23 protein-coding genes, 1 tRNA gene and 1 other RNA gene are annotated in these 26,178 nt (G+C 60.3%); 15 read left to right on the top strand and 10 right to left on the bottom strand.

Annotated elements, in window-relative coordinates:
* The first annotated feature begins 11 nt into the window (after positions 1-11).
* The 11 genes from ascB to ascL are packed head-to-tail and all read left to right on the top strand — an operon-like array spanning position 12 to position 7,245.
* The gene (gene ascB, locus AB5Y84_RS19615) at positions 12-437 is read left to right on the top strand and encodes a YscB family type III secretion system chaperone AscB (RefSeq protein WP_017411838.1); all 426 of its coding nucleotides are present in this window, start codon (positions 12-14) and stop codon (positions 435-437) included.
* The gene (gene ascC / locus AB5Y84_RS19620) at positions 410-2,263 is read left to right on the top strand and encodes a SctC family type III secretion system outer membrane ring subunit AscC (protein WP_368177591.1); all 1,854 of its coding nucleotides are present in this window, start codon (positions 410-412) and stop codon (positions 2,261-2,263) included. Before ascB ends, ascC begins: the two co-directional genes overlap by 28 nt.
* On the top strand, positions 2,260-3,564 hold the full coding sequence (gene ascD / locus AB5Y84_RS19625) for a SctD family type III secretion system inner membrane ring subunit AscD (protein ID WP_040065230.1): 1,305 nt from the start codon (positions 2,260-2,262) through the stop codon (positions 3,562-3,564). Before ascC ends, ascD begins: the two co-directional genes overlap by 4 nt.
* Entirely contained in the window at positions 3,527-3,739 is a 213-nt protein-coding gene (locus AB5Y84_RS19630; RefSeq protein WP_040065228.1) for an EscE/YscE/SsaE family type III secretion system needle protein co-chaperone, read from the top strand. Before ascD ends, AB5Y84_RS19630 begins: the two co-directional genes overlap by 38 nt.
* A complete protein-coding gene (gene ascF / locus AB5Y84_RS19635; protein WP_040065226.1) occupies positions 3,732-3,989 on the top strand; it encodes a type III secretion system needle filament protein AscF in 258 nt (85 codons plus the stop codon). The genes AB5Y84_RS19630 and ascF overlap by 8 nt, the downstream gene beginning before the upstream one ends.
* Complete coding sequence (locus AB5Y84_RS19640) at positions 3,989-4,342, top strand: YscG family type III secretion system chaperone (protein WP_069528270.1); 354 nt, start codon at positions 3,989-3,991, stop codon at positions 4,340-4,342. The genes ascF and AB5Y84_RS19640 overlap by 1 nt, the downstream gene beginning before the upstream one ends.
* A complete protein-coding gene (locus AB5Y84_RS19645; RefSeq protein ID WP_069528271.1) occupies positions 4,339-4,893 on the top strand; it encodes a YopR family T3SS polymerization control protein in 555 nt (184 codons plus the stop codon). Before AB5Y84_RS19640 ends, AB5Y84_RS19645 begins: the two co-directional genes overlap by 4 nt.
* On the top strand, positions 4,893-5,231 hold the full coding sequence (gene ascI, locus AB5Y84_RS19650; RefSeq protein ID WP_005334527.1) for a SctI family type III secretion system inner rod subunit AscI: 339 nt from the start codon (positions 4,893-4,895) through the stop codon (positions 5,229-5,231). The genes AB5Y84_RS19645 and ascI overlap by 1 nt, the downstream gene beginning before the upstream one ends.
* 6 nt (positions 5,232-5,237) lie before the next feature.
* The gene (gene ascJ / locus AB5Y84_RS19655; RefSeq protein WP_179831119.1) at positions 5,238-5,978 is read left to right on the top strand and encodes a SctJ family type III secretion inner membrane ring lipoprotein AscJ; all 741 of its coding nucleotides are present in this window, start codon (positions 5,238-5,240) and stop codon (positions 5,976-5,978) included.
* Positions 5,975-6,601, top strand: a complete 627-nt coding sequence (locus AB5Y84_RS19660) for a SctK family type III secretion system sorting platform protein (RefSeq protein WP_069528274.1) — start codon at positions 5,975-5,977, stop codon at positions 6,599-6,601. Before ascJ ends, AB5Y84_RS19660 begins: the two co-directional genes overlap by 4 nt.
* Positions 6,580-7,245 carry a SctL family type III secretion system stator protein AscL gene (ascL, locus tag AB5Y84_RS19665; protein WP_302245618.1) on the top strand — a complete coding sequence of 222 codons (666 nt, stop codon included), beginning with the start codon at positions 6,580-6,582 and terminating at the stop codon, positions 7,243-7,245. Before AB5Y84_RS19660 ends, ascL begins: the two co-directional genes overlap by 22 nt.
* A gap of 148 nt (positions 7,246-7,393) precedes the next feature.
* On the opposite strand, the gene ruvC is transcribed toward ascL, so the two are convergent.
* From ruvC to AB5Y84_RS19690, 5 genes are all read right to left on the bottom strand, one after another.
* Positions 7,394-7,915, bottom strand: a complete 522-nt coding sequence (gene ruvC / locus AB5Y84_RS19670) for a crossover junction endodeoxyribonuclease RuvC (RefSeq protein WP_005334512.1) — start codon at positions 7,913-7,915, stop codon at positions 7,394-7,396.
* A 115-nt stretch (positions 7,916-8,030) separates the two neighbouring features.
* Entirely contained in the window at positions 8,031-9,080 is a 1,050-nt protein-coding gene (locus AB5Y84_RS19675) for an efflux RND transporter periplasmic adaptor subunit (protein WP_368177592.1), read from the bottom strand.
* 15 nt (positions 9,081-9,095) lie between these two features.
* Positions 9,096-12,158 carry an efflux RND transporter permease subunit gene (locus AB5Y84_RS19680; RefSeq protein WP_368177593.1) on the bottom strand — a complete coding sequence of 1,021 codons (3,063 nt, stop codon included), beginning with the start codon at positions 12,156-12,158 and terminating at the stop codon, positions 9,096-9,098.
* Between the two features lie 167 nt (positions 12,159-12,325).
* Positions 12,326-14,665, bottom strand: a complete 2,340-nt coding sequence (locus tag AB5Y84_RS19685; RefSeq protein WP_005353557.1) for an acyl-CoA dehydrogenase — start codon at positions 14,663-14,665, stop codon at positions 12,326-12,328.
* A 48-nt stretch (positions 14,666-14,713) separates the two neighbouring features.
* Positions 14,714-15,367 carry a TetR/AcrR family transcriptional regulator gene (locus AB5Y84_RS19690; protein WP_005334507.1) on the bottom strand — a complete coding sequence of 218 codons (654 nt, stop codon included), beginning with the start codon at positions 15,365-15,367 and terminating at the stop codon, positions 14,714-14,716.
* 463 nt (positions 15,368-15,830) lie between these two features.
* Between AB5Y84_RS19690 and AB5Y84_RS19695 the strand changes: the two genes are divergently transcribed.
* Both AB5Y84_RS19695 and AB5Y84_RS19700 read left to right on the top strand, forming a co-directional pair.
* Positions 15,831-16,571 (top strand): phosphatase, encoded by a 741-nt coding sequence (locus tag AB5Y84_RS19695; protein ID WP_368177594.1) that lies wholly within the window; start codon positions 15,831-15,833, stop codon positions 16,569-16,571.
* Between the two features lie 89 nt (positions 16,572-16,660).
* A tRNA-Thr gene (locus AB5Y84_RS19700) sits at positions 16,661-16,736 on the top strand.
* A gap of 172 nt (positions 16,737-16,908) precedes the next feature.
* On the opposite strand, the gene AB5Y84_RS19705 is transcribed toward AB5Y84_RS19700, so the two are convergent.
* The 5 genes from AB5Y84_RS19705 to smpB form a co-directional block, all read right to left on the bottom strand.
* Positions 16,909-17,916 (bottom strand): molybdopterin dinucleotide binding domain-containing protein, encoded by a 1,008-nt coding sequence (locus AB5Y84_RS19705; RefSeq protein WP_368177595.1) that lies wholly within the window; start codon positions 17,914-17,916, stop codon positions 16,909-16,911.
* A 524-nt stretch (positions 17,917-18,440) separates the two neighbouring features.
* Positions 18,441-19,652 carry an EAL domain-containing protein gene (locus tag AB5Y84_RS19710; RefSeq protein ID WP_368177596.1) on the bottom strand — a complete coding sequence of 404 codons (1,212 nt, stop codon included), beginning with the start codon at positions 19,650-19,652 and terminating at the stop codon, positions 18,441-18,443.
* Entirely contained in the window at positions 19,645-23,889 is a 4,245-nt protein-coding gene (locus AB5Y84_RS19715) for a transporter substrate-binding domain-containing protein (RefSeq protein WP_368177597.1), read from the bottom strand. The genes AB5Y84_RS19710 and AB5Y84_RS19715 overlap by 8 nt, the downstream gene beginning before the upstream one ends.
* Before the next feature lie 292 nt (positions 23,890-24,181).
* Positions 24,182-24,541: a transfer-messenger RNA gene (gene ssrA / locus AB5Y84_RS19720) on the bottom strand.
* 166 nt (positions 24,542-24,707) lie between these two features.
* Positions 24,708-25,196: an SsrA-binding protein SmpB gene (gene smpB, locus AB5Y84_RS19725; RefSeq protein WP_005334498.1), complete on the bottom strand. Its 489-nt coding sequence runs from the start codon at positions 25,194-25,196 to the stop codon at positions 24,708-24,710.
* A gap of 169 nt (positions 25,197-25,365) precedes the next feature.
* On the opposite strand from smpB, the gene AB5Y84_RS19730 reads away from it, so the two are divergent.
* A complete protein-coding gene (locus AB5Y84_RS19730) occupies positions 25,366-25,800 on the top strand; it encodes an SRPBCC family protein (protein ID WP_005334496.1) in 435 nt (144 codons plus the stop codon).
* A complete protein-coding gene (locus AB5Y84_RS19735) occupies positions 25,793-26,140 on the top strand; it encodes an RnfH family protein (protein ID WP_368177598.1) in 348 nt (115 codons plus the stop codon). Before AB5Y84_RS19730 ends, AB5Y84_RS19735 begins: the two co-directional genes overlap by 8 nt.
* Positions 26,141-26,178: the final 38 nt, after the last annotated feature.

The following is a 26,178-nucleotide window of genomic DNA, read 5'->3' on the forward strand; positions in this document are numbered from 1 at the left end:
CCCGAGGAACTATGCAAACGCTACTGAATCGATTGGCCGCAAACCTTGGCCAAGGGCCTTTTATTGCCGACGCACAGGGAAAGTACCATCTGCGGATCGATGGTTATCCCCTCTTTCTGACCCCCAGAAACGGTGAGTTGCTGCTGAGTACCCCGCTTGCAAGCAGCCAGAGGAATGACGCTGAGGCCCATGATCCGGCGCTGCTAAAGCGTCTGTTGCAACAGGTGGTGGCCTGGGGCCGTCATGCCCCCCATGCCCTGGTGCTGGACGATCTTGGCAATTTGCAGCTGGAGGCGCGGCTCGCACTGGAGTGGCTCGATGAGGCGCTGCTGGCGGAGCGCCTGAGCCAGCACATCGCCCTGCTGGAGCGCTTGGAACCCCAATTGACCGAGGCCGCCTTGGCCCCCCAATGGAGACAGATGATATGGCACCCTTGAGTGTGCAACCCCTGCTGCGTCCCCTGTTGTGGATCTGCCTCGCCGTGATGGCGTGGCAGCGTCCCGCCATGGCACAGGAGCTGGACTGGGTGCCCATGCCTTACAGCTATGTGGCAGAAGGGGAGAGTCTGCGCGACGTGCTGGTCAACTTCGGTGCCAACTACGAGGTCTCCGTGGTGGTCAGCGACAAGGTCAACGATCAGGTCAACGGTCAGTTTGAACATGACGAGCCGCTCGCCTTTTTGCAGCAGCTCTCATCCCTCTACAACCTGGTCTGGTACTACGACGGTAATGTGCTCTACGTCTTCAAGAACAGCGAAGTGCAGTCCCGTCTCATCAATCTGGAGCAGACTGGCGCAGCAGAACTCAAACAGGCGCTGCAACGAGCCGGGATTTGGGAGCCCCGTTTTGGCTGGCGCCCCGATGCGGATAACCGGCTGGTCTATGTCTCCGGCCCGCCCCGTTACCTTGAACTGATCGAGCAGACCGCGCTGGCACTGGAGCAACAATCCCAGCTGCGCAGCGAGAAGACCGGGCCGCTGGCCATCGAGATCTTTCCCCTCAAGTATGCCTCGGCGACCGATCGCTCCATCCAGTACCGCGATACCGATGTGGCGGCGCCCGGTGTGGCAACCATTCTGGCCAAACTGCTGAGCGATGCTGGCGTGCAGATGGTCAACGGCGAGGGCAATAAAGGCGCCGCAGCCGCCTCCGGTCAGGCCATCGTGCAGGCCGATCCTTCCCTCAATGCGGTGATCGTGCGCGATGCTCCGGAGCGGATGGCGATGTACGGCAAGCTGATCGCCGCGCTCGACAAACCGGCGGCCCGCATTGAAGTAGCGCTCTCCATTATCGATATCAATGCCGAGGATCTCTCCCAGCTGGGGGTGGATTGGCGAGTGGGGATCCGCACCGGTTCCAACCAGCAGGTGATTATCAAGACCACCGGCGATCGCAAAGGAATTGAAGGGGGCGCCGCGCTCGGCAGTCTGGTGGATTCCAAAGGGCTCGACTATCTGCTGGCCCGGGTCAACTTGCTGGAAAACGAAGGTAATGCCCAGGTGGTCTCCCGCCCGACCCTGCTGACCCAGGAAAACACCCAGGCGGTGATCGACCACAGCGAAACCTATTACGTGAAGATCAGCGGCGAGCGGGTGGCCGAGCTGCAGGGGATCACTTACGGCACCATGTTGCGGATGACGCCCCGGGTGATCCAGATGGGTGACAGACCCGAGATCAGCCTGAGCCTCCACATCGAGGATGGCAACCAGAAACCCAACAGTGCGGGGGCCGATGGCATTCCCACCATCAGTCGCACCGTGGTCGATACCATCGCCCGGGTCGGCCATGGCCAGAGTCTGCTGATAGGCGGTATCTACCGCGACGAGATGAGCGAGAACCTGAGCAAGGTGCCCTTCCTTGGTGACATCCCCTATCTGGGGGCGCTGTTCCGTAGCAAGGACACCCAGACTCGTCGTTCGGTGCGGCTATTTATCATCGAGCCTCGTCTGATTGATGACGGTATTGCCCACTATCTGGCCCTCGGCAATGGTCAGGATTTGCGAGCCGGGGTGCTCGGGGCTGATGAGATCTCCAATCAGAGTCTCTCCCTTGGCAAGGTGCTGGGGGGCGCGCAATGCCAGCCGCTGGCTGCAGCCCGTGATGTGCAGCAACTGCTGCGTCAGGGGGGCAAGAGCTCGTCTCTCACCCAGTGCCGGATGGGCAATGAGCTGGGGTGGCGTCTGGTCGAAATGAACAAGGATCAAAAATGTACACCGGCCGCCAGCTGGTGTGTGCAGGCGGGCAATGAGGGCGCTACCCGATGAGCTGGAAGTGCCGCGTATATCGCGGGCTCAACCGCGGGGTAGAAGTTCCTCTGCCGGAGGGGCGTCTGGTCATCGGTTCCGATCCCCTCAAGGCTGATCTGGTGCTGGTGGATGAGGGGATGGCCCCCGAGCATCTGGTACTGCTGGTGAATGGGGAAGGGATCACTCTGCAAGCCTGGGCGGACGGTATTACCCCGACTCAGGACGGTGTCGCCCTGACCGCGGGAGAGACGCTCAGGGCGGGGACGCGCCTGGAGGCAGGCCCGCTGCTCTGGAGCTTCTGTGACAACAGTCGTTCGCTACCCGAACAGCTGGAGGTACTGGCGGCGGTGGTTGCTCCTTCTCGTGCGCCGCGGCGGCGGGCAGCGGGCGCCGATGTCTGGATGGGGGTCCTCTGCCTGAGTCTGGTGGTCGCCGTGGTCTTGCTGCTCGGAACGGGCTGGTGGCATGGCGCCGACGAGAACGAATCCGCTCGTAGTGAGCAGGCATTGAAGCGCTTTCTGGCCGCACCAAACTACCGTCAGGTGGTGCTGAACAGCAGTGATCCGGAGCTGTGGCAACTCTCGGGTTACGTCGATGAGAACAGCGCGCGTCTTGCCTTGCAGCAGTATCTCGATAGCAAGGGTTTCAACTACCGGCTGGAGCTGCGCACCATGGAAGATCTGCGGCAGGGGGCCGGCTTTATCTTGCAGAAGCTGGGTTATGAACAGCTGCAGATCCGCAATGGCAAGGAGCCTGGCTGGCTCAAGCTCAGCGGTGAAATTCAGGGGCAGGATGGCAAATGGAGCACCATTGAATCTCTGCTCAAGCAGGAGGTACCCGGCCTGCTGGGGGTTGAGAATCAGGTACAGATTGCCGGGGCTTATCGCAAGCGCCTCGATGCCTTGCTGCAGGAGCAGGGGCTGGCTGGTGCATTACGGGTGCGTGAGGCGGGTGGGCGACTCGAACTCTCCGGCCAGCTGGATGAGCGCCAACTTGGCCAGTTTCAGCAGGTCAATCAGCAGTTTCGCCGGGAGTTCGGTACACACCCGACGCTGGAGCTGATCAATCAGACCAGAACGCCGCGTCAGGATGAGCTGGAGTTCGACGTGCGCAGCGTCTCGTTTGGCCGGGTGCCTTATGTGGTACTGGCGGACAACCAGCGCTATCCGGTCGGGGGCGCAACCTCCAGCGGGGTGCGGGTGCTGGCTATTCGCCCCGATGCGGTGGTGGTGAGCAAGGGCAAGCAGCAATACATCGTCAAATTAAAAGGAGCCGAGCGGCATGATGACCAGTTTGGAAGCGCGACTGTCCGGCGCTGATCCCGCCTTTGCCCGTGAGCTGCATGAGCAGCTTGTTCAGGCGCAGGGTGAAGTGAAACGGCAACTGCTGCGTGGTGGAACCCCGCAACAGTATCGGGAGTGGCAACAACAGGCCGACGCCATCGAGGCGGGGCTCACGATCATTGGCAAGTTAAAGGAGCACAACCATGGCTGATTACTTTAAGTATGCGGACGGTACTACTAACACCCTCGATCAGGTGGCATCGAACCTCTCCGGGCAGGCCAATGACGCCAATACCGAGGTCAACAAGGCCATTGAGGCGATGAAAACCAATCCGGATAACCCGGCGCTGTTGGCCGAGCTGCAGCACAAGATCAACAAATGGTCGGTGATCTACAACATCAACTCCACCGTGACTCGGGCCATGAAAGACCTGATGCAGGGTATTTTGCAGAAGATTTGATGATGAACCCTGAACTAAAGCGACAACTGGCCGAACTTGCGCTGGCTGGTACCGGCCACCATTGTCACCAGGAGGCGGCTATTATTGCCGACTGGCTGGCTGGTGCGCCGGAGATGACCGAGTGTGTAACGCTCATTCGCCTCTCCTCCCTGATGAACCGGGGGGATTACCAGGCCGCTTTGCAGCTTGGTGGCGAGCACTGCACACCGGATATCGAGCCCTGGCTGGCCCTGTGCGAGTGGCGGCTTGGCCAGCAGGATGCGCTGGCCGCACGGCTGCTGCGGCTGGAACAGAGCGGCCAGCCCGCCTTGCAACAGTTTGCTGCAGGCCTGCGCGAGCAGATGGCGTCATGAAGATTGAAGGTAGCGATCAGCTGGGGGGAGTGCAGCCGCTGCATCAGCCCCTCCCGCCTGAATCCATGGCTCAACGCCAGTTCGAACGACTGCTGGCCAAGACCCCCGAGCCGGATCTGTTCGAACGCTGGCAACAGGGGGCCCCCCTTGAGGGGTTGCTTGCTGGTGTAACACCAGCCGCCAAGCGTGAACTGCTCTGGCAGATCTACCAACAGGGCGACAAACTGGCGCCGGATATTGGCAAGCAGCTGTTTGCCCCGGTCACCGACAAGCTGATCGCGCGTTTTGGCGAGCGCCAGTCGCCGGTGGTGGATGCCATCGATCTGCCGGAGTTGCGAGCCACCCTGCGGGAGTTTGATCCCCTGGCGTCGCGGCGGGAGAAGGTGTTGCTGAACTTGTTGAGCGAGCTCAGAGACGGGCAGGGCGCTGTGCCTGCGGGGCATCAATTTCTCGATGCACTGGCCCGGCGCGAGCTGATGACCCTGATCCCGCTCAACGGCATGGTAGACAATCTGATGCGCAATTCGCACAAACTTGATCTGGAGGCGTGATGGAAATTACACAGTCTGCCCAGGCGGTGGTCACCAGCCTGGATGAGTTGAAAGCGGTGGATCTCTCCTCGCCCCATGTCGCCAGTTTTGAACAGGCGATGGGGAGCACATCCCAGGGGATGGGGAGCTCCCTGCTCGGGGAGCTGGGGGAGTTGAAGCAGCAGTTTGTCGAGGCCAAACAGAGCCTGCAAGCCGAGCTGGCGACCCCGGGGGATGATCCCAACAGCCTGATGCAGATGCAGTGGTCGCTGATGCGGATCACCATGCAGGAGGAGCTGATTGCCAAGACAGTGGGCAAGATGAGCCAGAACGTAGAAACCCTGTTGAAGACCCAGTGAGGTAGTGTGAAGAGATCGATGCTGATGGGGGTGCTTGGCGCCTCGTTGCTGCTCAGTGGCTGCAAAGTGGAGCTCTATACCGGGGTCACTCAGAAAGAGGGCAACGAGATGCTGGCGTTGCTGCAAACCGAGGGGATCGCCTCGGACAAGCAGCCGGACAAGGATGGCCGCATCAAGCTGCTGGTGGAGGAGTCCGACGTGGCGCAGGCCATCGAGACCCTCAAACGCAAGGGCTATCCAAAAGAGAGCTTCTCCACTCTGCAGGATGTGTTTCCCAAGGATGGCCTCATCTCCTCGCCCACCGAGGAGCGGGCTCGCCTCACCTATGCCAAGGCGCAGGAGATCTCCAATACTCTGTCGGAAATAGACGGCGTGCTGGTGGCTCGTGTCCATGTGGTGCTGCCGGAGGGCAATGAGGGGATCAGCAAGAAACCCTCTCCCGCATCGGCCTCGGTCTTTATCAAACATGCGGCGGATATCCAGCTCGATACTTACATTCCGCAGATCAAACAGCTGGTCAACAATAGTATCGAGGGGCTCGCCTACGACCGGATCAGCGTGGTGCTGGTGCCCTCGGCGGATGTGCGCCAGAGCCCGCTGATGCCGCGCAATACCTCGCTCTTCTCCATTGAAGTGAGCGAAGGTTCAAAGTGGCGGTTGGGCGGCTTGATTGCCCTGTTGCTGGCGTTGGTGGTGACCAGCAACCTGGCGCAATACATGTGGCACCGGAGCCGGAGTCGCGGATGACGGTCGGTTTGACCCCCTATCAGCTGCGCTTTTGCCCGGCCAGTTACCTCCATGAGGCGCACCTGCCCTCATCCTGGGCGCAGGTGCCGAAACTTTTTCCCGAGTGGCGGACGCAGCCAGCCAGTAACGGCGCCCTGCTCGAGGCGCTGGCATTGGGAATTGGCTATGAGATGCCCGCGCCACTGGGGGGATTGGCGCTCTTTCCCCAAAGTGAGTTGGTGCTGTTGTTGCGCCGTCTGGGGGCCGTGCTGCACGGTGAGTCGATCCGTCGCTGTCTGCTGGCACCGATGCTGCGCCAGATCATCGCCTTGCTGGGGGAGGAGGGGCACAGAGCCGTACTCTCCCAGCTCGACTTGTTGATTGGACCTTGGCCCGCTGGCTGGCAGCAGCCTCTGCCCGCTCAGCTCGATGAGGGGGTGCTGGAAGAGGCTGGTTTGCAGTTCTGGTTGGCGGCGGCCGGGGAAGGCTACCCCGACTGGGCCCGTCGTCTCGCCCTGCGACTTCCCCCAGCGCCACCCGGGCCATCATGGCCTTTGGCGGCTGACCAGCTGCCACTGGCCCGGGCGCTTTGTCTCAAGATTGCCAAACAGGTAACTCCCCAATGCTGCCATTTGTTGAAATAAAGAGTAACCATCTGCAACTGGCGCCAAGCCAGCGTATTTTGCGTAGCCAGGATTACCTCTCCTACCTGAGCGCACAGGAGTTGGTAGAGGCCGCTCGTGCCCAGGCGGCCGATATCGTGGCCGAGGCCCGCGCCGTCTATGAAGAGCAGAAGAGCCTTGGCTGGCAAGCCGGGATGGACGAGGCCCGGCGCGAACAGGCGGTGCTGATCCACCAGACCCAGTTACAGTGCCAGGGGTACTATCGCACCGTGGAGCAGCAGATGAGCGAGGTGGTGCTGCAGGCGGTGCGCAAGATCCTGCACGATTACGATCAGGTAGCGCTCACCCTCAAGGTGGTGCGCGAGGCGCTCTCGCTGGTGAGCAATCAGAAGCAGGTGACGATACGGGTTCATCCCGAGCAGGTGCAGGCGGTACGCGACCAGATCGCCCGGGTGCACAAGGATTTCCCCGAAATCGGCTATCTCGAGATCTCCGCCGATGCCCGCCTCGATCAGGGGGGCTGCATCCTCGAGACCGAGGTGGGGATCATCGATGCCAGCCTCGATGGCCAGCTGGAGGCGCTCTCCTTCGCCATGAGCTCGGAGTTGGAAAAGCGTGGTGAACAGCAGGCCCGACTCGCCGGGGCGAATACCGCGGTTGAATAAGGCGGCTGAATATATGGCCGGCTACGTGAGAGAACATTCATCTGACAAGTCCCGCCGGTTGTTACCTGCCCAAAACAAAACCGCCCCGGATATCCGGGGCGGTTTTTTATTTAGCGATACCGAGATGAGCCGTGGGCGACATAAGGGCTCAGCGATAGCGGCCACGTACCGAGCTGCTGGCGCGGCCGGCCATCTTGATCAGGCTCTGGCGGGTGTGCAGGTGGCAGAGCGCGACGCCGAGGGCATCTGCTGCATCCGCCTGCGGGGTGGCGGAGAGTTTCAGCAGATGGGTCACCATATGCTGCACCTGCTCCTTGGCGGCGCCGCCGGTGCCGACCACCGCCTGCTTGATCTGGGTGGCGGAGTATTCGCTCACCGGCAGATAGGCGTTGACTGCGGCGACGATGGCGCTGCCACGGGCCTGCCCCAGCTTCAGGGCCGAGTCAGCGTTGCGGGCCATAAAGACCCGCTCGATGGCAAATTCGGTGGGTTTGAACTGGGTGATGATCTCGCATACCCCGTCATAGACCTGCTTGAGGCGCTCCGGCAGCTCGCCGCAATCGGTGCGGATGCAGCCAGAGCCCAAGTATTCGGCCTTGCCGCCCACGACCCGGATAACCCCGTATCCGGTGATCCGCGAACCCGGATCGATGCCCAAAATAATGCTCATGGGTGTTGATTGCTCTAAACGCGAGTGATGGCCGCCAAGATAGCAAACTGTGGCCCGTTTGGCTGTATGTCCCGGGTCAAGCGGGCAAAGATTGGCCAGCCTGCGTCGAGCGTGGTTAGCCCTTGAACAGCGCTATGGTGTCGCCATCCTGAAGGCTGCCGGCACCGCGCACCACCACCCGGTCCCCCTGCTTGAGGGCGCCGCTCACCGCCACCTGCTGGCTGTCGCCAAACAGCACGGTGACCGGCACCCGATTAACCTTGAGCGACTTGCCGCTTCGCGCCACCTGATAGACCACGCTGCCATCGGTGCCGAGCACTAGGGCATCCCGGGGCAGCAGCATGCTCTGCTGATCCCCCAGTGGCAGGGCAACCCGCACCGGCGAGCCGATGATGAAGGTGCCCGTTTCCGGTTTGAGGCGCAGCTCGATCAGGCGCGACTTGGGGTCGGCGCTGGCGGCCCGCTGGTAATAGACGCCGTGACCGCTCAGCTGCTCTCCCTCCACTCGCAGCCGGGTTTGCGGCGCAAGCTGCTGGGCCCAGAGAATGGGGGCTTGCAGGCGAATATCCGGCTGATCCGGGTTGACCAGCTCCAGCGCCTGCTCGCCCGCGTCCACATGCTCGCCGGGCTGGATGAAGTGGTTGTTCACCACCCCGTCGAACGGGGCATAGATGTGGCTGCGGCGTAGCTGTTCTTCAATCTGGCTCACCTGTATGGCGGCCAGCCGCTCGGCCAGCGCGGCCTGCTCCACATCGTAGTTGGCCTTGTCGTACAGGCTTTGGGAGGCGCTCTTTTGCTGGTGTAGTCGGGTGATCCGCTGGGATTCGGCGCGAGCGAAGCGCAAGTTGCTCTGCCATTTCGCCTGCTCGGCGCGGGCCTGCTCCAGCGAGAGGCGCAGCGCCGCGCTGTCGAGGCGCAGCAGCTCGTCCCCTTTTTTGACCCGGCTGCCAAATTCGGCGATCCACTCCACCCGGCCGCTCACTTCGGCACTGAGCGCCGCCTGCTGGCGACTCGCCACCGTGCCGCTGACCCAGATATTGGCGGCCGCATCCCCTTGGGTCACATCCGCCAGGGTCACCATCTTGCCCTGATCGGCCAATACCGGTAGCGCACTGCCTGCAATCAGTGCAGCGCCAGCCAACATTCGGGTAATCATATGTGTCATTGATGAGCTCCTTGCTCAGGCCCGCTGGCGCAGGGGTTGTGGGATCGCCACCTGCTCCCCGAGACGCAGGAAGGCAGGCAACAGGATCAGGGTAAACAGGGTGCTGCAACTCATGCCGCCAACAATGACGGTGGCGAGCCCGCGGTAAATTTCGCTCCCCTCGCTCGGGCTCAGCATCAGCGGCAGCATGCCGAAGATGCTGGTGAGGCTGGTCATGGCGATGGGGCGCATCCGGCTTTGCAAGGCATCAGCTACCGCCAGCTGACGGCTCATACCGTCCCGTTCGGCGGTGCGGGTCTGATGCACCAGCAGGATGGCGTTGTTGACCACCAGTCCCAGCAGGATGACAAAGCCGATGATGGTGAGCAGGTCCATCGGCAGCGGCACCAGCAGCCCGCTCAGTTGCAGCGCCAGCACGCCGCCAACCGAGGCAAGGGGCAGGGTGAGCAGCACCAGCAGGGCATCCTTGATGGAGGCAAACACCCCCCACAGCAGCACCAGCAGGATCACCACGGCGAACAGGAAGATGGTCCCCAGATTGTCGAGCGCCTGTTGCAGGCTGTCGGCATTGCCGGCAATGCGCAGCTCGCCACCAGCGGGCAGCAGGGGGCGGATGGCGGCAAAACTACGGTTTTTCAGGGTGTCGATCACCTGCTCCATGGTCATGCCCGCCGGAGGTGCTATCTGCAGGATGATGCTGCGACGCCCATCGGCCCGGAAGATACTGGCTGGGCCCATGTCGTGCTCCACCCGTAGCAGCTCGCCAAGGGGGACGATGCGTCCGGAGGGGGTGGCCAGCGGCACTGCCTTCAGCTCGTCCGGATTGGCGGAGCTCTGTCCCATCAGCATGATGTCGAGCCGATCTTCGCCGTCAAAATACTCGCCAACCCGCAAGCCGTCGCCAAAGGTCTGGATGATGGTGGGCAGGGGCGTGCGATCCCAGCCCACTTCGGCGAGGCGCCGATCTTGCGGCACCAGTTTGAGCTCGGGGGCGGTGAAGTCGAGACTCGGCTCGGGCCGGATCTGTGCTCCCGGCAGGTCCTTGCTGAGGATCCCCATGCTGGCTCGGGCCGCCTGATAGAGCTCGGGCAGGTTGCCTCCCTGCAGCAGCAGGGAGACGCCGTTCTCGCTGTCAAAGCCGCCAAACAGCGACCCCTGACCGCCGAACACCCGGGTGTCGGGAATACCCACCAGCAGCTGCTTCATCAACAGGCTCTCCAGCTCCTTGATGCGGTTTTCGTCTTTGGGGCGCACGCCAATCTGGGCGCCCCCCGGGTAGCGCAAGATGTAGTAGTTCTTGAGGGCAGGCTCTTTCTCCCCCTTCATGTAGGGGGCAAGGCGGGCGATCAGGGTATCGATCACCTCTTCGCGCTGGGCCTTGAGGTTGACCCCGGGGGTGAAGTTCATCCAGACATCCACCGCGTCCCGTTTCACGTCCGGCAGATAGTCCATCTTGGGCAGCAGCGCCCAGGTGGCCAGTGCCGGCAGACTCATCATCAGGGTGATGACTGTCCAGCGCTGGCGTGAGGTCGAGGTCCAGCGGATCACATGACGAGTGGTGCTCTGCCACAGCGACTCATAGGGATCGGTCAGCGTTTCACGCCCCATCCAGCGCGCCGCCACCGCGGGCAGCACGATGACGGCGACCAGCATGGAGACCGTCACGGCGCAGGCGATGGTGAGCGCCAGATCGGCAAACAGCTGACCCTCCACATCGTTGAGCAGCAGCACCGGCAGGAAGATGGCGACTGTGGTGAGGGTGGAGGCCACCAGCGCCGTCCACACCTGACGGGTACCTTCGAGCGCCGCCTCCGCCTTGCTCAAATCCCCCCGCTCGTGGCGCCGGTAGATGCTCTCCAGCACCACGATGGCGGCGTCGAGCACCATGCCGACGGCAAAGGCGATGCCCGCCAGCGAGATGATGTTGAGGGTGCGATCCATCACCTTGAGCAAGCAGAAGGTGAGCATGATGCTGATGGGGATGGCGAGGGCAATCATCAGGGTCGCCTTGAGCTGGCGCAGGAAGAGCCAGAGGATGGCGCAAGAGAGCAGCACCCCGAGCCCCAGGTTGGCAGTGACCATGCTGACGGCGCGATTGATGTAGAGGGAGGCATCGAACGACTGCTCCATGTGCAGCCCGACCGGCTCCAGCACCTCGCGGTTGAGCTCGTTCACCCGAGCCTTGATCGCCTCAAGGGAGGCCAGGGCATTGGCACCGCTCTCCTTGAAGATCTGGGCGGCGATGGCGGTATTGCCGTTCTGGATCCGCAGCACCGGGTTCTCTTCCCTGGCCACCCTTACTTCTGCTACATCCCGCAGATAGATGGGCAGGCCATCGCGCCAGTCCACCACCTTGTCCCCCAGCGTCTCGACATCATAGCGACCGGCGAAGCGCAGCTTGTACTCCCAGCGACCGATGTCGAGGGTACCGGCCGACACGTCCCAGCCGGTGGTGGCGCGGCTGGCCAGCACCGGGATCTCCACCCCCAGCTCGGCGGCGCGATAGGGGTCGAAGCGGATCTGGATCTGGCGCTCGTTGATCCCCTCGACTGCGACTGTCGAGACCCCTTCGATGCGCTCCAGCTCGGGTTTGACCCGCGCCTCGATCAGCGCCTGATGATCATCGATCACCCCTTTGGCACCGGGTAGCTGCTGGATGAAGAAGAAGGTGAGGGTATCGTTGCTGCTGTAGTTGTTGACGTAGGGGCCGCCGATCTTGTCCGGCAATCCCGAGACCCGGTTCAATCGCGAAATCACATCGAGTTGGGCCCGTTGCATGTCGGTGCCGAGGGCAAACTCCATGTCGATTTCGGTAAAGCCGGGATAGCTGTTGCTGACAAGGCTCTTGAGCCCCTGCACCCCCTGCATCTCCTGCTCGATGGGGTCGGTGATCTCCGACTCCATCTCTTGGGGCGAGGCTGAACGCCAGCTCACCGAGATGTTGAGGTGTGGACGGTCGATGTCGGGGAACAGCTGGATCGGCAGTCCCCGGATGCTGAGCAGGCCCAGCAGGAAAATCAGCACGATCGAGACCGCCACCCAGATGGGGCGCTCGATCGCCGTTTTGGCGAGGTTCATTCACTCTTCCTGAGTTGTTGTTATCGGCCATTCCGCTGGCCTTGCTTCCAAAGCCCCTGCAACAGGGACTCAAGCATTTAACTGGAATTCTCCCGGCTTGTAAATGCATGGTTAACAAACAAAAAAACCGGCCACGAGGGCCGGTTTGGTACTGGTTTGCCAAGGGATCAGGCGGCGTGCTCGACCTTGTTTGGCTGCTTGTTTGCTTGCTGGGAGAAGCCTTCCAGCTCGCCCGGGGCGAAGTTGTCTACCTGAATCGCTTCGTAGCGCAGGGCATCGGCGGCCAGCAGTTTGTCCGCTTCGTCCTTGCTCAGGATGGAACCGGCCAGTGCGGCGGCAACCAGCTCCGGCAGCGCCAGTTTGCGGGGCAGTTTGCCCTCTTTCTGGGCCTGCACCAGCTTCTTCTCGTAGGGCTGCACTGCAACCATGGCCTGGAAGGCACGCTCCATCAGGCCGACCGGATCCGCTTCGTCCTTACCCACGTAGCAGAGTGCCGTCAGACGGTCGCGGAACTCGCCCGGCTTCATCATGGCCAGACAGATGGCGTGGCAACGATCGTCGGCCGGCATTTTGTAACCGACGCCGAACGGGAACACCACGCGCTTGAGCACGGCACCCACCACCTTGTTCGGGAAGTTCTGGAAGAAGCCCTCGAACGCCTTGCCAATCAGGTAGAGGTTGCGCTCCACCGCGTACTGCACGAACGGCAGATCGGAGACCATACGGCCCTGATCCTCGTAATGCTTGAGGGTAGCGGAGGCCAGATAGAGGTGGCTCAGCACGTCACCCAGACGGGCGGAGATCATCTCCTTGCGCTTGAGATCGCCACCCAGCATCAGCATGGAGACGTCGGCGCACAGGGCTAGCCCTTTACTCATGCGGGAGAGCTGCTTGTAGTAACGGGCTGTTTCACCGGCCACTGGCGCGCTGTTGAACTGGCCAAGGGTCAGCCCCTGGAACAGGGAACCGAAGAAGTTGCCGGCGCCGAAGGCGATGTGCTTCATCAGCAGGGCGTCAAACTTCTCGAGACCGCGCTCCACGTCGGTGTCAGCCGCCGCTTCCAGCTCGGCAAACACGTACGGGTGGCAGCGGGTGGCACCTTGCCCGAAGATCATCAGGTTGCGGGTCAGGATGTTGGCCCCTTCCACCGTGATGGCGACCGGAATCCCCATGTAGGCGTAGCCAGTATAGTTTTTCGGGCCCAGCTGGATGGCACGACCGGCGTGGATGTCCATGGAGTCATCCATGATCTGGCGCGCCATCTCGGTCATGTGGTACTTGGAAATCGCAGTGACGATGGCCGGCGCCTGACCCAAGTCCAGCGAACCTGCAGTCATGCGACGTGCCCCTTCCAGCTGATAGGTGAGGCCACCGATGCGGGCCAGCGCTTCCTGCACCCCTTCAAACTTGCCGATGGACATGCCGAACTGCTTGCGCACATAGGAGTAGGCGCCCACGGTGCGGCTCGCCATGTGACCACAGGCGGTGCCCAGGGCAGGTAGCGAGATGCCGCGACCGGCGGAGAGGCACTCCACCAGCATGCGCCAGCCACGGCCGGCGTAATCGGGGCCGCCGATGATCCAGTCGAGCGGAATGAACACATCCTTGCCGAATGTCGGGCCGTTCAGGAACGCCAGCCCCATGGGGTAGTGGCGATCGCCGACGCGCACACCCGGGTGGCTGGTAGGGATAAGCGCGCAGGTGATGCCGAGCTCTTCCTTGTCACCCAGCAGTTTTTCCGGGTCATAGAGCTTGAACGCCAGTCCCAGCACGGTGGCGCGCGGCGCCAGGGTGATGTAGCGCTTGTTCCAGTTGAGACGAATACCCAGCACTTCTTCACCCTTGTGCATCCCCTTGCAGACTATCCCCTTGTCAGGAATGGCGCCTGCATCGGAGCCTGCTTCCGGCCCGGTCAGGGCGAAGCAGGGCACCTCTTTGCCATTGGCAAGCCCCGGCAGCCAGAAATCTTTCTGGGCCTGGGTGCCGTAGTGCATCAGCAGCTCGCCCGGGCCTAGGGAGTTCGGCACCATGACGGTAACCGCCACGCTCAGGCTCTTGGTGGCAATGCGGGTGACGATGGTGGAGTTGGCAATCGCTGAGAATTCGCGGCCGCCGTAAGATTTCGGGATGATCAGGGAGAAGAAGCCTTCCTTCTTCAGATAGTCCCACACCGGTTCCGGCAGGTCTTTGGTTTCGTTGACGATCTTGAAGTCATCAACCATGGCGAGCAGGGTTTCGACCTGATTGTCGATAAAGGCCTGCTCCTCGGCGGTCAGCTCGGCCTTGCCGTAGCCGTGCAGTTTTTTCCAGTCGGGGTTGCCGCGGAACAATTCGCCATCCCACCAGACGGAGCCGGCTTCCATGGCCTCCCGCTCGGTAGCTGACAAGGGCGGCAATATCTTCTTGAAGATGCCGAACACCGGACGGGTTACCACCTTTTTACGGATGGAGGGTACGCCGAGCACAACGGCTATCGCCAGCACCAGCAGGACAAGCAATGTGATCATACCGAAGTTCCTTCTATTTCACTGTTTCCGTTGATTTATTGTTGGTTGTTACACGGCCAGGGAGAGCCTGGTCGACTCCACGGGCGCCCCGACTCCGGACGCCAGATAAGGAATAACGTTGCGCACCAGCCCTTCCACATCGAGCTGCTGGCCAAAATCGGCCAGGGCGATGTCGCGCAGGGCATCGGCAGAGGCCATGGTGAATACGACGGTGCCCAGAGTGAAGTGCAGGCGCCAGAAGAGATCCGCCGGCGACAGGGCCGGATTGGCCTTGGAGATGGCCTGGGTGATCCGCTGCAAAATGGGGCCATAGTGGGCGGTGATAAAGCGGCGCAGGTGGCCCTGGCTGTCGATATAGCCGCGTCCCAGCAACTGCATGAAGATGGCCGGGCCATTGGCCCGCACCGCCGAGAGCTTCATCAGCGGCTCGACAAAGCTTTCAAACAGTTGCAGCAGGGTCAGCTGCTCCTGCTCCATCAGTACCCGCAGGCGGGCATCGAGATCGGGCATAAACAGGCTCAGATAGCGGTCCAGCACCGCCTGGATCAGCTCCTTCTTGGAGCCGAAGTGATAATTCACCGACGCCAGATTGACGTCGGCTTCACTGGTGATCAGACGCAAAGAGGTATCGGCGAATCCCCGCTCGGCAAACAGCACTTCAGCGGCGTCGAGAATACGGTTTTTGGTATCGATTTTACTCACTGGACACCTCACTTAAACGAATGTTTAAAAAGTACGTTTCATAACGTGAAGTGTCAAGAGAATGTGAATGAGTGTTAGCGGAATGTTTTTTGTTAAAAGGGGCAAAAAGATTGGAACTAACTCCACAGCAGGAGACTCTATATCAATGCCACTGCAATTAAACATTAAGTCTCGCCCAACCTGCACCATGCTAGTTGGGCCTTTTTTTTGCGCGTTTGTTACCGGTTTGCAGGCAAAAAAAACCGCCGCAGGGCGCGACGGTGGGGAAAGTGAGTTCGCGTCATCCTGACGGCAAACTGTCGATGCGAGTTCAGGCATGTATCGACGGGGGTAGTATGCCAGCCAGAGCCCCTCAGACTATGTCAGCTTCGCGGTATTTTGTGACAAAGTGTGGCAAGCACTGGCGTGGCCCAAGCTGCCGCTCTTTGCTATGCTGCCCTTTCAAAATATGAGGGGAGAGAAGATGAAGTACCCGGTCGATACCCACACTCACACCATTGCCAGCACCCATGCCTACAGCACCATCCACGACTATCTGCCGATAGCCAGGGCCAAGGGGATCAAGCTGTTCGCCACCACGGATCATGGCCCCGAAATGGCCGATGCCCCTCATGTCTGGCACTTTGCCAACTTGCCAATACTGCCAAGAGTGGTGGACGGCGTGGGGATCCTGCGGGGTATCGAGGCCAACATCAAAAACCTGGAGGGGGAGATCGATTTTCCCGAGCGTTACGAGTCGCGCCTCGACATGATCATGGCGGGCTTTCATGAGCAGGTATTCCCTCCCTGCGATCAGGCCACCCACACCCAGGCGATGATCAACGCCATCAAGAGCGGCCGGGTCGATATGATCAGCCACCCGGGCAACCCCGCATTTCCCATCGACATTCAGGCTGTGGTCAAGGCGGCGGCCGACTATCGGGTGGCGCTGGAGATCAACAACTCCTCCTTCATTCACTCGCGCCCGGGTAGTGAAGGTAACTGCCGTGCCATTGTTGAAGCTGCGCGAGATCTGGGGGCCTATCTTACCTTCGGCTCTGATTCCCACGTCGCATTTACCCTTGGCGATTTTGACCACTGCCACCGTCTGGTGACCGAAGCGGGCTTTCCGCTGGAGCGGATCCTGGTGCGCACCCCCCGGGCCCTGCTCGATTTCCTCGAGAGTCGCGGCCGCGCCCATATTCCCGAGTTTACGGATCTGTAGATTGGGCGCTAACACCATGAGCCAACTCATAAAATCGAGCTGGCTCAATTGACTTGCCGGTCATTTTTTATGAATGTGGAGAGCAACAAGCCGGTATAGCTCAGTTGGTAGAGCAGCGCATTCGTAATGCGAAGGTCAGGAGTTCGATTCCCCTTATCGGCACCATATAAAACAAAGGGTTAGCTTCTCATCGAAGCTAACCCTTTGTGCTTTTGGGCTGGTGGCCCCTTCTCATCCCCCTCTTTTGCGCTCGCAAAGCCAAGGGGGAAGGGTTGGCAGGCCAGACACCCGGTAGGTGGCCACTCAGGTGGTAACCAAGCGGCGCTCGCTATTCCCCTCAGGTCACCTCGGGTTCTGGCTTGGCCGGTTCCGCCTGCATGGTGTGTTGCTCTCCTTGCCTCGGGCACTCCAGCTTGTCGATGCGCACCGCCGCCACCTTGAATTCGGGGATCTTGGCGTGGGGGTCGGTGACATTGATGGTGAGCCGGTTGGCCGGTGCTTCGGCAAAGTGGAACGGGATAAAGACTACACCCGGTTGCATCCGCTTGGTGACGAAGGCGGGCAGTTCGATATGGCCGCGGCGGCTGGTGACTTTCACCTGTTCGCTGTTGCGGATGCCCAACCGCTGCGCATCCACCACGCTCATCATCACCTGCGGGCCAGCCAGCTTGTCGAGCCCCTTGGTCTTGCGGGTCATGGTGCCGGTATGGAACTGCTCCAGCAGGCGGCCGGTAGTGAGCACGATGGGATAGGTCTCGTCGGGCAGTTCGGCGGCATAGCGGAACGGGGTCGCGACCATCTCCCCCTTGCCACGGGTGAACTGCTTGCCGTGGAGCAGGCGAGTGCCTTCGGGCACCGCGTTGTTGCAGGGCCACTGTAATCCCTCCGGCCCCACTTTGTTCCACTGGATGCCGGCGTATTGCGGGGTGACCCGGCAGATCTCGGCGGTGATCTCTTGCGGGTGTTGATGGCGCCAGTCGCCGCCCATGGCGATGTGGTGCAGATAGGATTGAATGTCCACCCCGGCCGGACAGGCGCGCTGGCAGGGGGCTTCGCAATCGGCGTAGTGATCTGCGAGGATGCGGCCGAGCGCCTGCTGGCGGTGCGCGCGCAGGGCATTGCTTTGGGTCGTGATCACCATCCCTGCCTCGGGGCGCGTCTCGCAGGCGCGCCGGATGCCGAGCCCGGCAATCTCCACCACGCAGAGATCGCACGGCGTCTTGGGGCCGCTGGTGTTGTCACCGCACAGGGAGGGGATATCAGTCTGGTGCTGTTTGGCTATCTGGAGCAGGGTTCTGGTCGGGTCAACCGTCAACTGAGCCCCATCGAGGGTGATGGTGATCATGGCGTCATAAACTCGCTTTCAAGGCGCAGAAAATGCTGCATCTGGCGGAGCCAGCAGGGGAAGCGACAGGGAGGCCGCTTGCTATACGCTCACCATAACAAAGATTATTTACAACTTTATTTGATTTTAGACAGCTTATTGTTCAAAAGGGAAAACGATTTCAGGTTGTATTGTCTACCTCATCGGCTCGGCGCATCGTTGAGAACCATTCCTGTTAAAGCAAGCGATTCATTGTCTTATTGTCAGTTTATGCGTCTGGTAGAAGAGAGGCCACTCTCGCTCACGGTAGGCGTGATCCGCCAGTAGCACCATTTGTGATGCAACTTATTTTGCATAAATGGTGACTCTGATGAAGGCATGCAGAGCAAAGGGGGGGGGCACTCGGCTGGATAGACGGTTGCTGGAGAGGGGGCGGGCATGCGTGAGTGGCGAGTCCTAGATAAAGAAAATGGCCACCTTTTCCAAGGCGGCCATTCACGCTGCCGATCGGCGCGCTGTTGGCCCAAAGGGTTGGTCGCAGGAGATCAGCCGGATATCAGTGTCGGCAGTCGGGCTTGCCAGATCTGGTGCCAATGCTGCAGTTCGCTGCGCGGCATCGGGCGGGCGGTGAAGAAGCCCTGACAGATATCGCACCCCAGCTTGGCCAGCAGTTGCCAGGTCTGCACATCTTCCACCCCTTCGGCGACTGATTTCAGCCCCAGCTTGCGGGCCAGCTCGATGCTCGATTCGATGATGGCCAGACGGGAGGGGTCGGCATAGCAGCGATCGACAAAAGATCGATCAAGTTTGAGCTCGGTAAACGGCAGCAGCGCCAGCTGCTGCATCGAGGAGTAGCCGGTACCGAAGTCATCGATGGAGAGGCCAAAGCCGTGCATCCGCAGCCGGGTCAGCACTTCCAGTGCCTTGCCGATATCCTCGACAAACGAGCTTTCGGTCACCTCCAGGGTGATCAGCTCGGGATTGACGCCCCAGTGCTGGCACTGGTTGATCAGGAAGTGGCAGAGATCTCCCTCAATCAGCGAGGTGGTTGAGAGATTCATAGACAGATTGAGGGATAGGCCGGTCTGCCCCCACAGATGGCAATCCTGTAGCGACTTGTTGATGATGACATCGGTCAGCTGATCGATAAGGCCGTTATTTTCCGCCAGCGGGATAAACATGCCGGGGGAGATCAGCCCATATTCCGGATGCTGCCAGCGGGCCAGCGCCTCCATCCCCACCCACTGGCCGGACGCAAAGCCGACCTTGGGTTGATACCAGGGCAGCAACTGGTCGTTGTCGAGGGCGCGTTTGAGCTCGTCCACCGAGAGGACGAGGCCATCGTCCTTGCCCGAGGGAGCCGACTTGGGTGCCCAGGAGTCGATCAACTGGCGCAGCCGCTGCGGGCTGGAGGGTTTCTCGATGCGACCCAGCACATGGAGACCATAGGCCGCGCTCATCCGCAGCACGGCCTCCACCACGTCATCTTCCAGCGCGCTGGAGAGGATGATGCCGCCCCGAAAGCCACCCAGCGAGAGGCGGCGTAGCAGCGCCATGCCATCCATGCCGGGCATCCGCAGATCGCAGAACAGGATGTCGACAGCGTGGCTCTGGCACAGCGCCAGGGCTTCGATGCCGTCTGCGGCCTCCAGCAGTTGCTGATAACCGAGCGCCCGGATCTGGTGCATCAGGGTCTTGCGTTGAAACCCGTGATCCTCGACCACCATGATGACCAACTCGTCTGCCGTTCTACTCATCGAGCCACAATCCCATTTCACGTTCAATATTGTTCATCTGTTCTTCCACTCTCTGTGTCAGCAGCGCGAGCTCGCTCAACTGTTTGAGGCGGGCCGCCGATTCCAGTTGCGCCGCCTGCTCGGCCAGGGAGAGCTCCCCGACCATTCTGGCTGCCCCTTTGATGCGGTGGGCGATCTCCACCAGCTCCTGGCTATCATCGGAGGAGAGCGCGCTCATCATAGCGTGGCAATCTTTCCGGTTGGAGGCCAGATACTCCCTTGCCATGCTTTTGGCAATCCCTTCATCGCCAAACAGATCTTGCCAGCGACCGATCATGTCGAGATTGATGGCCTGTCGTGCGGGCACTCTCTCTGTGATCGTAGTCGCGGGCAACCACCGCAGCAGCATCTGGCGCAGTGACTCCAGCGAATAGGGTTTGCACAGCATGTCGTTCATGCCGGCTGCCGTCATATTGGCTGCCGCTTCCTCCGAGGTATCGGCAGTGACGCCGATGATGGGGGCTTGCTCCCCTTGTTCCCGCAGGTGGCAGGTCAGGGTGTAGCCATCCATGTGCGGCATGTGGCAGTCGGTGATCAGCAGGGCGAAATCCCGGGTTTTCCAGGCGTGCAACGCCTTCTCGCCATCTTCCACTACCTCGCACTCCACCCCCAGAATCGCCAGCTGACGGGTCAGCAGGGCGCGATTGACCAGATGGTCATCGGCGACCAGCACCCGCCCGCCCAGTTTTTCGATGCTGGCGGCATGGGTGGTCACGGCTCGCCCGGTGATCAGCTCGCGGCAGCTTTCGAGCAACAGATCCGGATAGAGGGGGGATTGGCCGAGGCGCCACCAGTTCTCTGAGCCCATGCGTCCCCGCAACGCTTCGCGGGAGGAGAGGATGACCCCTTTGAGGGTGCCGGACTGCAGCAAGGTGTGCCAATCGCTCCCCAAGTAGGACTCCAGCGAGGCCTCTTCCGCTAACAGCAGTCCGTCGAGATCGGCGGTGAGCTGGTGGATATCGAGGGGGCTCAACCGGGCGCCGAGCCGTGCCATGGTGGCCTGCAAGGCGGCATCGCTACCCAGCCACCACCATTCGCTGCCCGCCAGTGCGGGTGGTTCCCACAGGCCATTGAGCAGCGGGATGCTAAAGCGGAAACAGGCCCCTTCACCGAGCTGGCTCTTGACCGTCAGGGTGCCGCCCATCTTCTTTACCAGCTGATCACAGATGGCCAGGCCCAGACCTGTGCCGCCAAAGCGGCGATTGATATCGGATTCCACCTGCTCGAACGGGGTAAAGAGCTTCGCTTGCTTCTCTTCGGCGATGCCGATGCCGGTATCCGTCACCGCGATAACCAGCTGCTGGTCGTGACAGCTGACCTGGATCGAAATGGTGCCCTGCTCGGTGAACTTCACCGCGTTGTTGAGCAGATTGGAAACCACCTGGCCCACTCTGACCGGATCGATATCGGCCAGGTCGGGGAGTTGATCCTCCCACTGGAGCGTGACCTTCAGCCCCTTGCTGTAGGCCAGTGCGGCATGGCCGCGGATCACATCGCACACCACAGGTTGCAGACGGCAGGATTGGTGATTGAGGTGCAGCTGACCCGCCTCGATTTTAGAAAAGTCGAGGATATCGTTGACCAGATAGAGCAGGTGGTTGGCCGAGCTCTCCACATTGCGCAGCAGATAGCGCTGGTCATCATTGAGCTCGCTCATGCGCAGCAGCTCCAGCATGCCGTGCATGCCCGAGATGGGGGTTCTCAGCTCATGGCTCATGGTGGCCAGAAAAAGGCTGCGAGCCTGCATCGCCTGCTCGGCCACGGCGCGCGCCTCGCGCAGCTCATGCTCCTGTTGCTTGATGGCGGTGATGTCCTGCACCACGCCGTTGAGCAGGCGATCATGGCCCTGTTGCGCCACAAAGTTGCCGCGGATCTGGATATAGCGCTCCCCCTGAACAGAGGGCACCAGCACCTCCATATCGAGCGGCTCAAGGGTTTGCGCATGTTTGGCCACCTTATCGATAAAGGTTGCCAACGCCTCGTCATTCAAGCCGAGGATCACGCCGCCAGACTCGGCTGCCATCAACTCTTGGTGGGTCATCCCGAGAATGTCGCTGGCGCCTTGGGACAGATAGAGGAATTTCCCCTTGCCGGCCCCTTGCCAGAGATATTGATAAACCAGACCCGGCATGCTGTCGGTGATATCCCGCAGCCTGCCCTCCACTTCCCGCACCTTGTTTTCGGCGGCCTTGAGGGCACTGACATCGGTCAATACCGTCAGCACCCCCTGAATCGCGCCGTCTGCGCCGCGATAGGGCAACTTGACGTAGACCACGTGAAGGGGAACATCCCCCTCGCGCTGGGTATAACCCGATCCTTGGAAGATCTCGCCGGTTTCCCAGACCGCAAGCTCCTCGCGCAGCATCTGTTGCCGCTCGTCCTCGGTCATATAGCCCCAGCGATCACCTTCTTCCCCATCACCGACAAACAGCTCGCGGTATGCCCGGTTGCTGAGGGTCAGGCGATGATCGCGATCCCGCAGCGCCACCATATTGGGTAGGGAGTCGAGCAGGGTCTGGATGAACACTAACTGTTCATTGAGCGTCTTCTCGGCCCGTTGTCGCTGCACGATCTCCCGTTTCAGGGTACGGTTCCACGCCCAGAACAGGGTAAACAGCAGGGTGGCAGTTGCGCCGCTCATTACGAACCAGAACAGCACTGTTTCGTTATTGATGCCGGTCTGCACGCTCATGGAGAGCCAGCGTTTCTCCACTTTATGGAGCTCCTCCGGCGGTATCGAATAGAGCACCTTGGTAAGGATCCGCTGCAGCATGGGATCTTTGCGCGTGGCCATGGCGACCGGCAGGCGCAAGTCTTTGCCGGCATAGACCACCTGATAGCGTTCGCTCACCCGCTTGTTGATGGATGGCAGGGTGACCATCACGTAGTCGGCATCGCCCGTGTCCAGCAGCTCCAGCAAGCGGTTGTCATTGTTGACCTCTACCGGATGGGCGCCGATGTGGGTCAGTAGATCTTTGTCCAGCGAGCCATGCACCATGCCGACCCGTTTCCCTCGCAGCAGTGAGAGATCGGTGATATCGGCACTGCGTTTGGGGGCAATGACTACCCGATCGACAAACAGATAGCCGGGGGTGAACAGTGCAAACTGGCCGCGGTCGTGGTTGGGGGAGATGGCCGGAATAAAATCGATCTGCCGCAGCTTCAGCAGGTTCTGGGTTTCCCCCCAGCTATTGGTGCGAACCAGAGAGAACTTCAGCCCGGAGACTTGCTGCATCAGCGCCATCAGGTCCGCCACATAACCGACCAGCCTGCCCCGGTAATTGAATTCGCTCATGGAGGTCCAGTCCGGAGAGACGCCGTAAGTGAGCTCAGGATGCTGGTTGAGCCACTCCTGCTCCTCAGGGGTAAACTGCACAGACTTTACCGCTCCTGAGTCCGCATGTTGGCTAGTCGTGGTAGCTGCCAGCATATGACGACGATCTTCAACCGGTATCTCGTTGAATGCCTTGCTCACCAGGCTGACCAGTGCCGGGTCGCTCTGGTTCATATTGATGGAGAGAGACGTGCCGCTTACCCATTCCGGAGTGGCAATGGTGAAGCCAGCCTTGGGGTGCTGATCTTTCACCATCACCAGTGACGGCATGTCAGCAAGATAGGCGTCAGCCATGCGCTTTTTGAGCATAAAGGCCGCTTCGCTGCGACTCTCGGCCTCGGTCACACGGGGAAATCCCAGTTTTTTCAATTCACTGCAAGCATTGACTCCCGTGACACAGACCCAGTGCAAACCATGGGCATCCTGTCGTGACAACTTCGTTTTGCCATTGTTGAGCAGCACGCCGCGCGGCATGGATAGCAAAAACGGGAGGGAGACAATATTGGATCGCCATTGTTCGCTTGGCTGGTCGTTCACCAGTATGTCGATTGCGCCGTGGCCAAGCCCGGTCAGCGCATCCACGTAGGAGGGGTAAACCTTGTAGCGCAGGGTCAACCCGAGCGTTCTGGCAATCTGCTGCGCAATGTCGGGGACTGGGCCGGTAAAGCGTTGATCTGCATCCTTATAGCTGTATGGAGGGTCACCCATCATCGGCATGCCGATGACCAACTCCTGGTGTGATGACAGCCAGGCGCGCTCAGACAGATCAAACTCGTCTTCATTCAGACTGGTAATGGCGTGCGCCGCCACGCCCCAGAGCAGTAGCAGGAGAAACAGGAATAGACGATCACATTGGCGGAGCATCAGAAGGAATCCAACAGAATTGGGTGCATATTGTAAGTGCATTAAAATGCAGCGGCCAACTTCAATTTACTCAATATTGGGCCACGACATGCCGATGTGCGGCTGTGAGTCCGGCTAGTACCGGGATGGCAACCTGATGATAAAGCCTGCGTGGTGATGCGCCTGATTTTTTGCCAAAGGTTAGTTCAAGGGGGATATTGGAAAAAATCCAACCAGTTTGATATCGGTAAACAACATGGACATGGACAAATAAAAAGGGCCACCTCTTGCGAGGTGGCCCTTTCCAAACGTTTGGTGGAGCTGGGGGGATTTGAACCCCCGTCCAAAATTACTACATCCTTGGCACTACATGCTTAGTCACTCTTTACATTCGCCAACCCGCTGCGGAGAGACACGCCACGAATTGACTAGCTCGATTGGTTTTAATGCTTCCGCCCCGAGCAGGACTTCCACACGATCCTGTGAAGGATGACCTTCCGATTCCCTAGGACACAGGCAAGCTAGGGTAGAAGGGCTCTATGCAGGTTATTAAGCTGCTAGTGCGTAGTTTTCGTCGTTTGCGACTATTTTTTTGCGGTTTATTAACGAGGCCTACCGCACCTCGGCATGCACCTTGGGTTTCGTGAATCTTGTCGAATCCAGAATCAGCCCCAAGTTGTTAATTGCGATTGTACGCAAAAATGCTGTCATAGCAAGGCGTTGATACCCATTCCCTCTGGCAGCCAGTCTGTTTGCCGATTTATTGTACGCAGCTGAGCCTGAAGAGCCAGCTGCGCTGGGGGAAGGTGAACCGGCGTCCTGATCCTGCCAGTAGCAGGTTAGCCGCGATGCTTGTTCTTCATGATGCGCGCTTTTTCCCGATCCCATTCGCGGGCCTTGGTATCTTCGCGCTTGTCGTGCTCTTTCTTGCCCTTCACCAGGCCGATCTCGACCTTGACCCAGCACTGTTTCCAGTAGAGGGCGAGGGGAACTATGGTGTAGCCCTGACGGGCAATCAGGCTTTCGAGCTTGTCGAGTTCACGACGGCTCAGCAGCAGTTTGCGGGTGCGGGTCGGGTCACATACCACATGGCTGGAGGCCGCTTGCAGTGGCAGGAAGCTGGAGCCGAACAGATAGGCCTCGCCATCGCGGAAGATGACATAGGCTTCGCTGATGTTGGCCTTGCCCGCCCGCAGGGATTTGACTTCCCACCCTTGCAGGGACAGACCCGCTTCGATCTTCTCTTCGATGAAGTATTCGTGGCGCGCGGTTCTGTTGAGTGCAATGGTGCTGGACCCGGCTTTGTTTTTACTGTTTTTTTTGCTCATGACGGGCGATTTCCGGCAATGACTAGGAGGCTCGTATTATACGTAGGCAGGGGCGGCTGTAAAACGCGCAGCAGGTCAAGTGGTGGCTTTCTGAGCGGTTTGGCTGAGGTTTTACCTCCACAACCCCAAACATGGTGATAAAATCGCGCCGATTGGATGAGGAAAAGCCATGCCCCGAATTACGCGCAGTGCCCTGGTGATGTTCAGTGCAGAACAGATGTTCAAGTTGGTTAACGATGTGGATGCCTATCCGCAGTTTTTGCCCGGCTGTGTCGGCAGCCGTGTCCACGAAGCTGGCGATGACTACATGATGGCGTCGGTCGATGTGGCCAAGGCGGGGATTGCCAAGACCTTTACCACCCGCAATCAGCTGGATGTGAACCGCCAGATCAGGATGGAGCTGGTGGATGGCCCGTTCCGCAAGTTGGCGGGCTGGTGGACCTTTACCCCGCTCGATGTGGATGCCTGCAAGGTGGAGTTCGATCTCGATTTCGAGTTTACCTCCAAGCTCATCGAGGTGGCTTTTGGTCAGGTATTCCGCGATCTGGTGAGCTCCATGGTCTCCGCCTTCTCCAACCGGGCGAAGGAGGTCTACGGTGTCTGACCAGCTCAATATCGAGGTTGTCTATGCCTTGCCGCAGCAGCAGACGGTGATTGCCCTGCGGGTGGCGCCCGAGACCTGCGTGCTGGCGGCCATCGAGCAGTCCGGCATCGTTCAAAAGCACCCCGAGATCGATCTGGCGGTCAACAAGTTCGGCATCTACAGCCGACCGGTGAAAGGGAGCGAACCGCTGCACGACGGGGATCGTATCGAGCTCTACCGCCCGCTCATCGCCGATCCCCGCGAGATGCGCAAAAAGCGCGCCGAGAAGGCCAAAGAGGAGGGGAGAGCCGATAGCGTGACCGGTGGTCGCCCCGATGTGCATCGCAAACTCCGCGAGTAGCGCTCAGGTTTTTCTTGCAGAAAAAAGGCGCCGAGGCG

Origin of the sequence: Aeromonas sp. s11, from assembly GCF_040907945.1 — a bacterium.
GTDB classification, from domain to species: domain Bacteria; phylum Pseudomonadota; class Gammaproteobacteria; order Enterobacterales; family Aeromonadaceae; genus Aeromonas; species Aeromonas veronii.

Coding starts and splice junctions, on each gene's coding strand:
- AB5Y84_RS19685 (WP_005353557.1), bottom strand. CDS start 14,665: ATGATCACATTGCTTGTCCTGCTGGTGCTGGCGATAGCCGTTGTGCTC.
- AB5Y84_RS19675 (WP_368177592.1), bottom strand. CDS start 9,080: ATGACACATATGATTACCCGAATGTTGGCTGGCGCTGCACTGATTGCA.
- AB5Y84_RS19730 (WP_005334496.1), top strand. CDS start 25,366: ATGCCCCGAATTACGCGCAGTGCCCTGGTGATGTTCAGTGCAGAACAG.
- AB5Y84_RS19640 (WP_069528270.1), top strand. CDS start 3,989: ATGATGAACCCTGAACTAAAGCGACAACTGGCCGAACTTGCGCTGGCT.
- AB5Y84_RS19695 (WP_368177594.1), top strand. CDS start 15,831: ATGAAGTACCCGGTCGATACCCACACTCACACCATTGCCAGCACCCAT.
- ascL (WP_302245618.1), top strand. CDS start 6,580: ATGCTGCCATTTGTTGAAATAAAGAGTAACCATCTGCAACTGGCGCCA.
- AB5Y84_RS19710 (WP_368177596.1), bottom strand. CDS start 19,652: ATGAGTAGAACGGCAGACGAGTTGGTCATCATGGTGGTCGAGGATCAC.
- AB5Y84_RS19630 (WP_040065228.1), top strand. CDS start 3,527: ATGATGACCAGTTTGGAAGCGCGACTGTCCGGCGCTGATCCCGCCTTT.
- AB5Y84_RS19645 (WP_069528271.1), top strand. CDS start 4,339: ATGAAGATTGAAGGTAGCGATCAGCTGGGGGGAGTGCAGCCGCTGCAT.
- AB5Y84_RS19705 (WP_368177595.1), bottom strand. CDS start 17,916: ATGATCACCATCACCCTCGATGGGGCTCAGTTGACGGTTGACCCGACC.
- ascB (WP_017411838.1), top strand. CDS start 12: ATGCAAACGCTACTGAATCGATTGGCCGCAAACCTTGGCCAAGGGCCT.
- ascI (WP_005334527.1), top strand. CDS start 4,893: ATGGAAATTACACAGTCTGCCCAGGCGGTGGTCACCAGCCTGGATGAG.
- smpB (WP_005334498.1), bottom strand. CDS start 25,196: ATGAGCAAAAAAAACAGTAAAAACAAAGCCGGGTCCAGCACCATTGCA.
- AB5Y84_RS19680 (WP_368177593.1), bottom strand. CDS start 12,158: ATGAACCTCGCCAAAACGGCGATCGAGCGCCCCATCTGGGTGGCGGTC.
- ascD (WP_040065230.1), top strand. CDS start 2,260: ATGAGCTGGAAGTGCCGCGTATATCGCGGGCTCAACCGCGGGGTAGAA.
- AB5Y84_RS19660 (WP_069528274.1), top strand. CDS start 5,975: ATGACGGTCGGTTTGACCCCCTATCAGCTGCGCTTTTGCCCGGCCAGT.
- AB5Y84_RS19715 (WP_368177597.1), bottom strand. CDS start 23,889: ATGCTCCGCCAATGTGATCGTCTATTCCTGTTTCTCCTGCTACTGCTC.
- ruvC (WP_005334512.1), bottom strand. CDS start 7,915: ATGAGCATTATTTTGGGCATCGATCCGGGTTCGCGGATCACCGGATAC.
- ascC (WP_368177591.1), top strand. CDS start 410: ATGGAGACAGATGATATGGCACCCTTGAGTGTGCAACCCCTGCTGCGT.
- ascF (WP_040065226.1), top strand. CDS start 3,732: ATGGCTGATTACTTTAAGTATGCGGACGGTACTACTAACACCCTCGAT.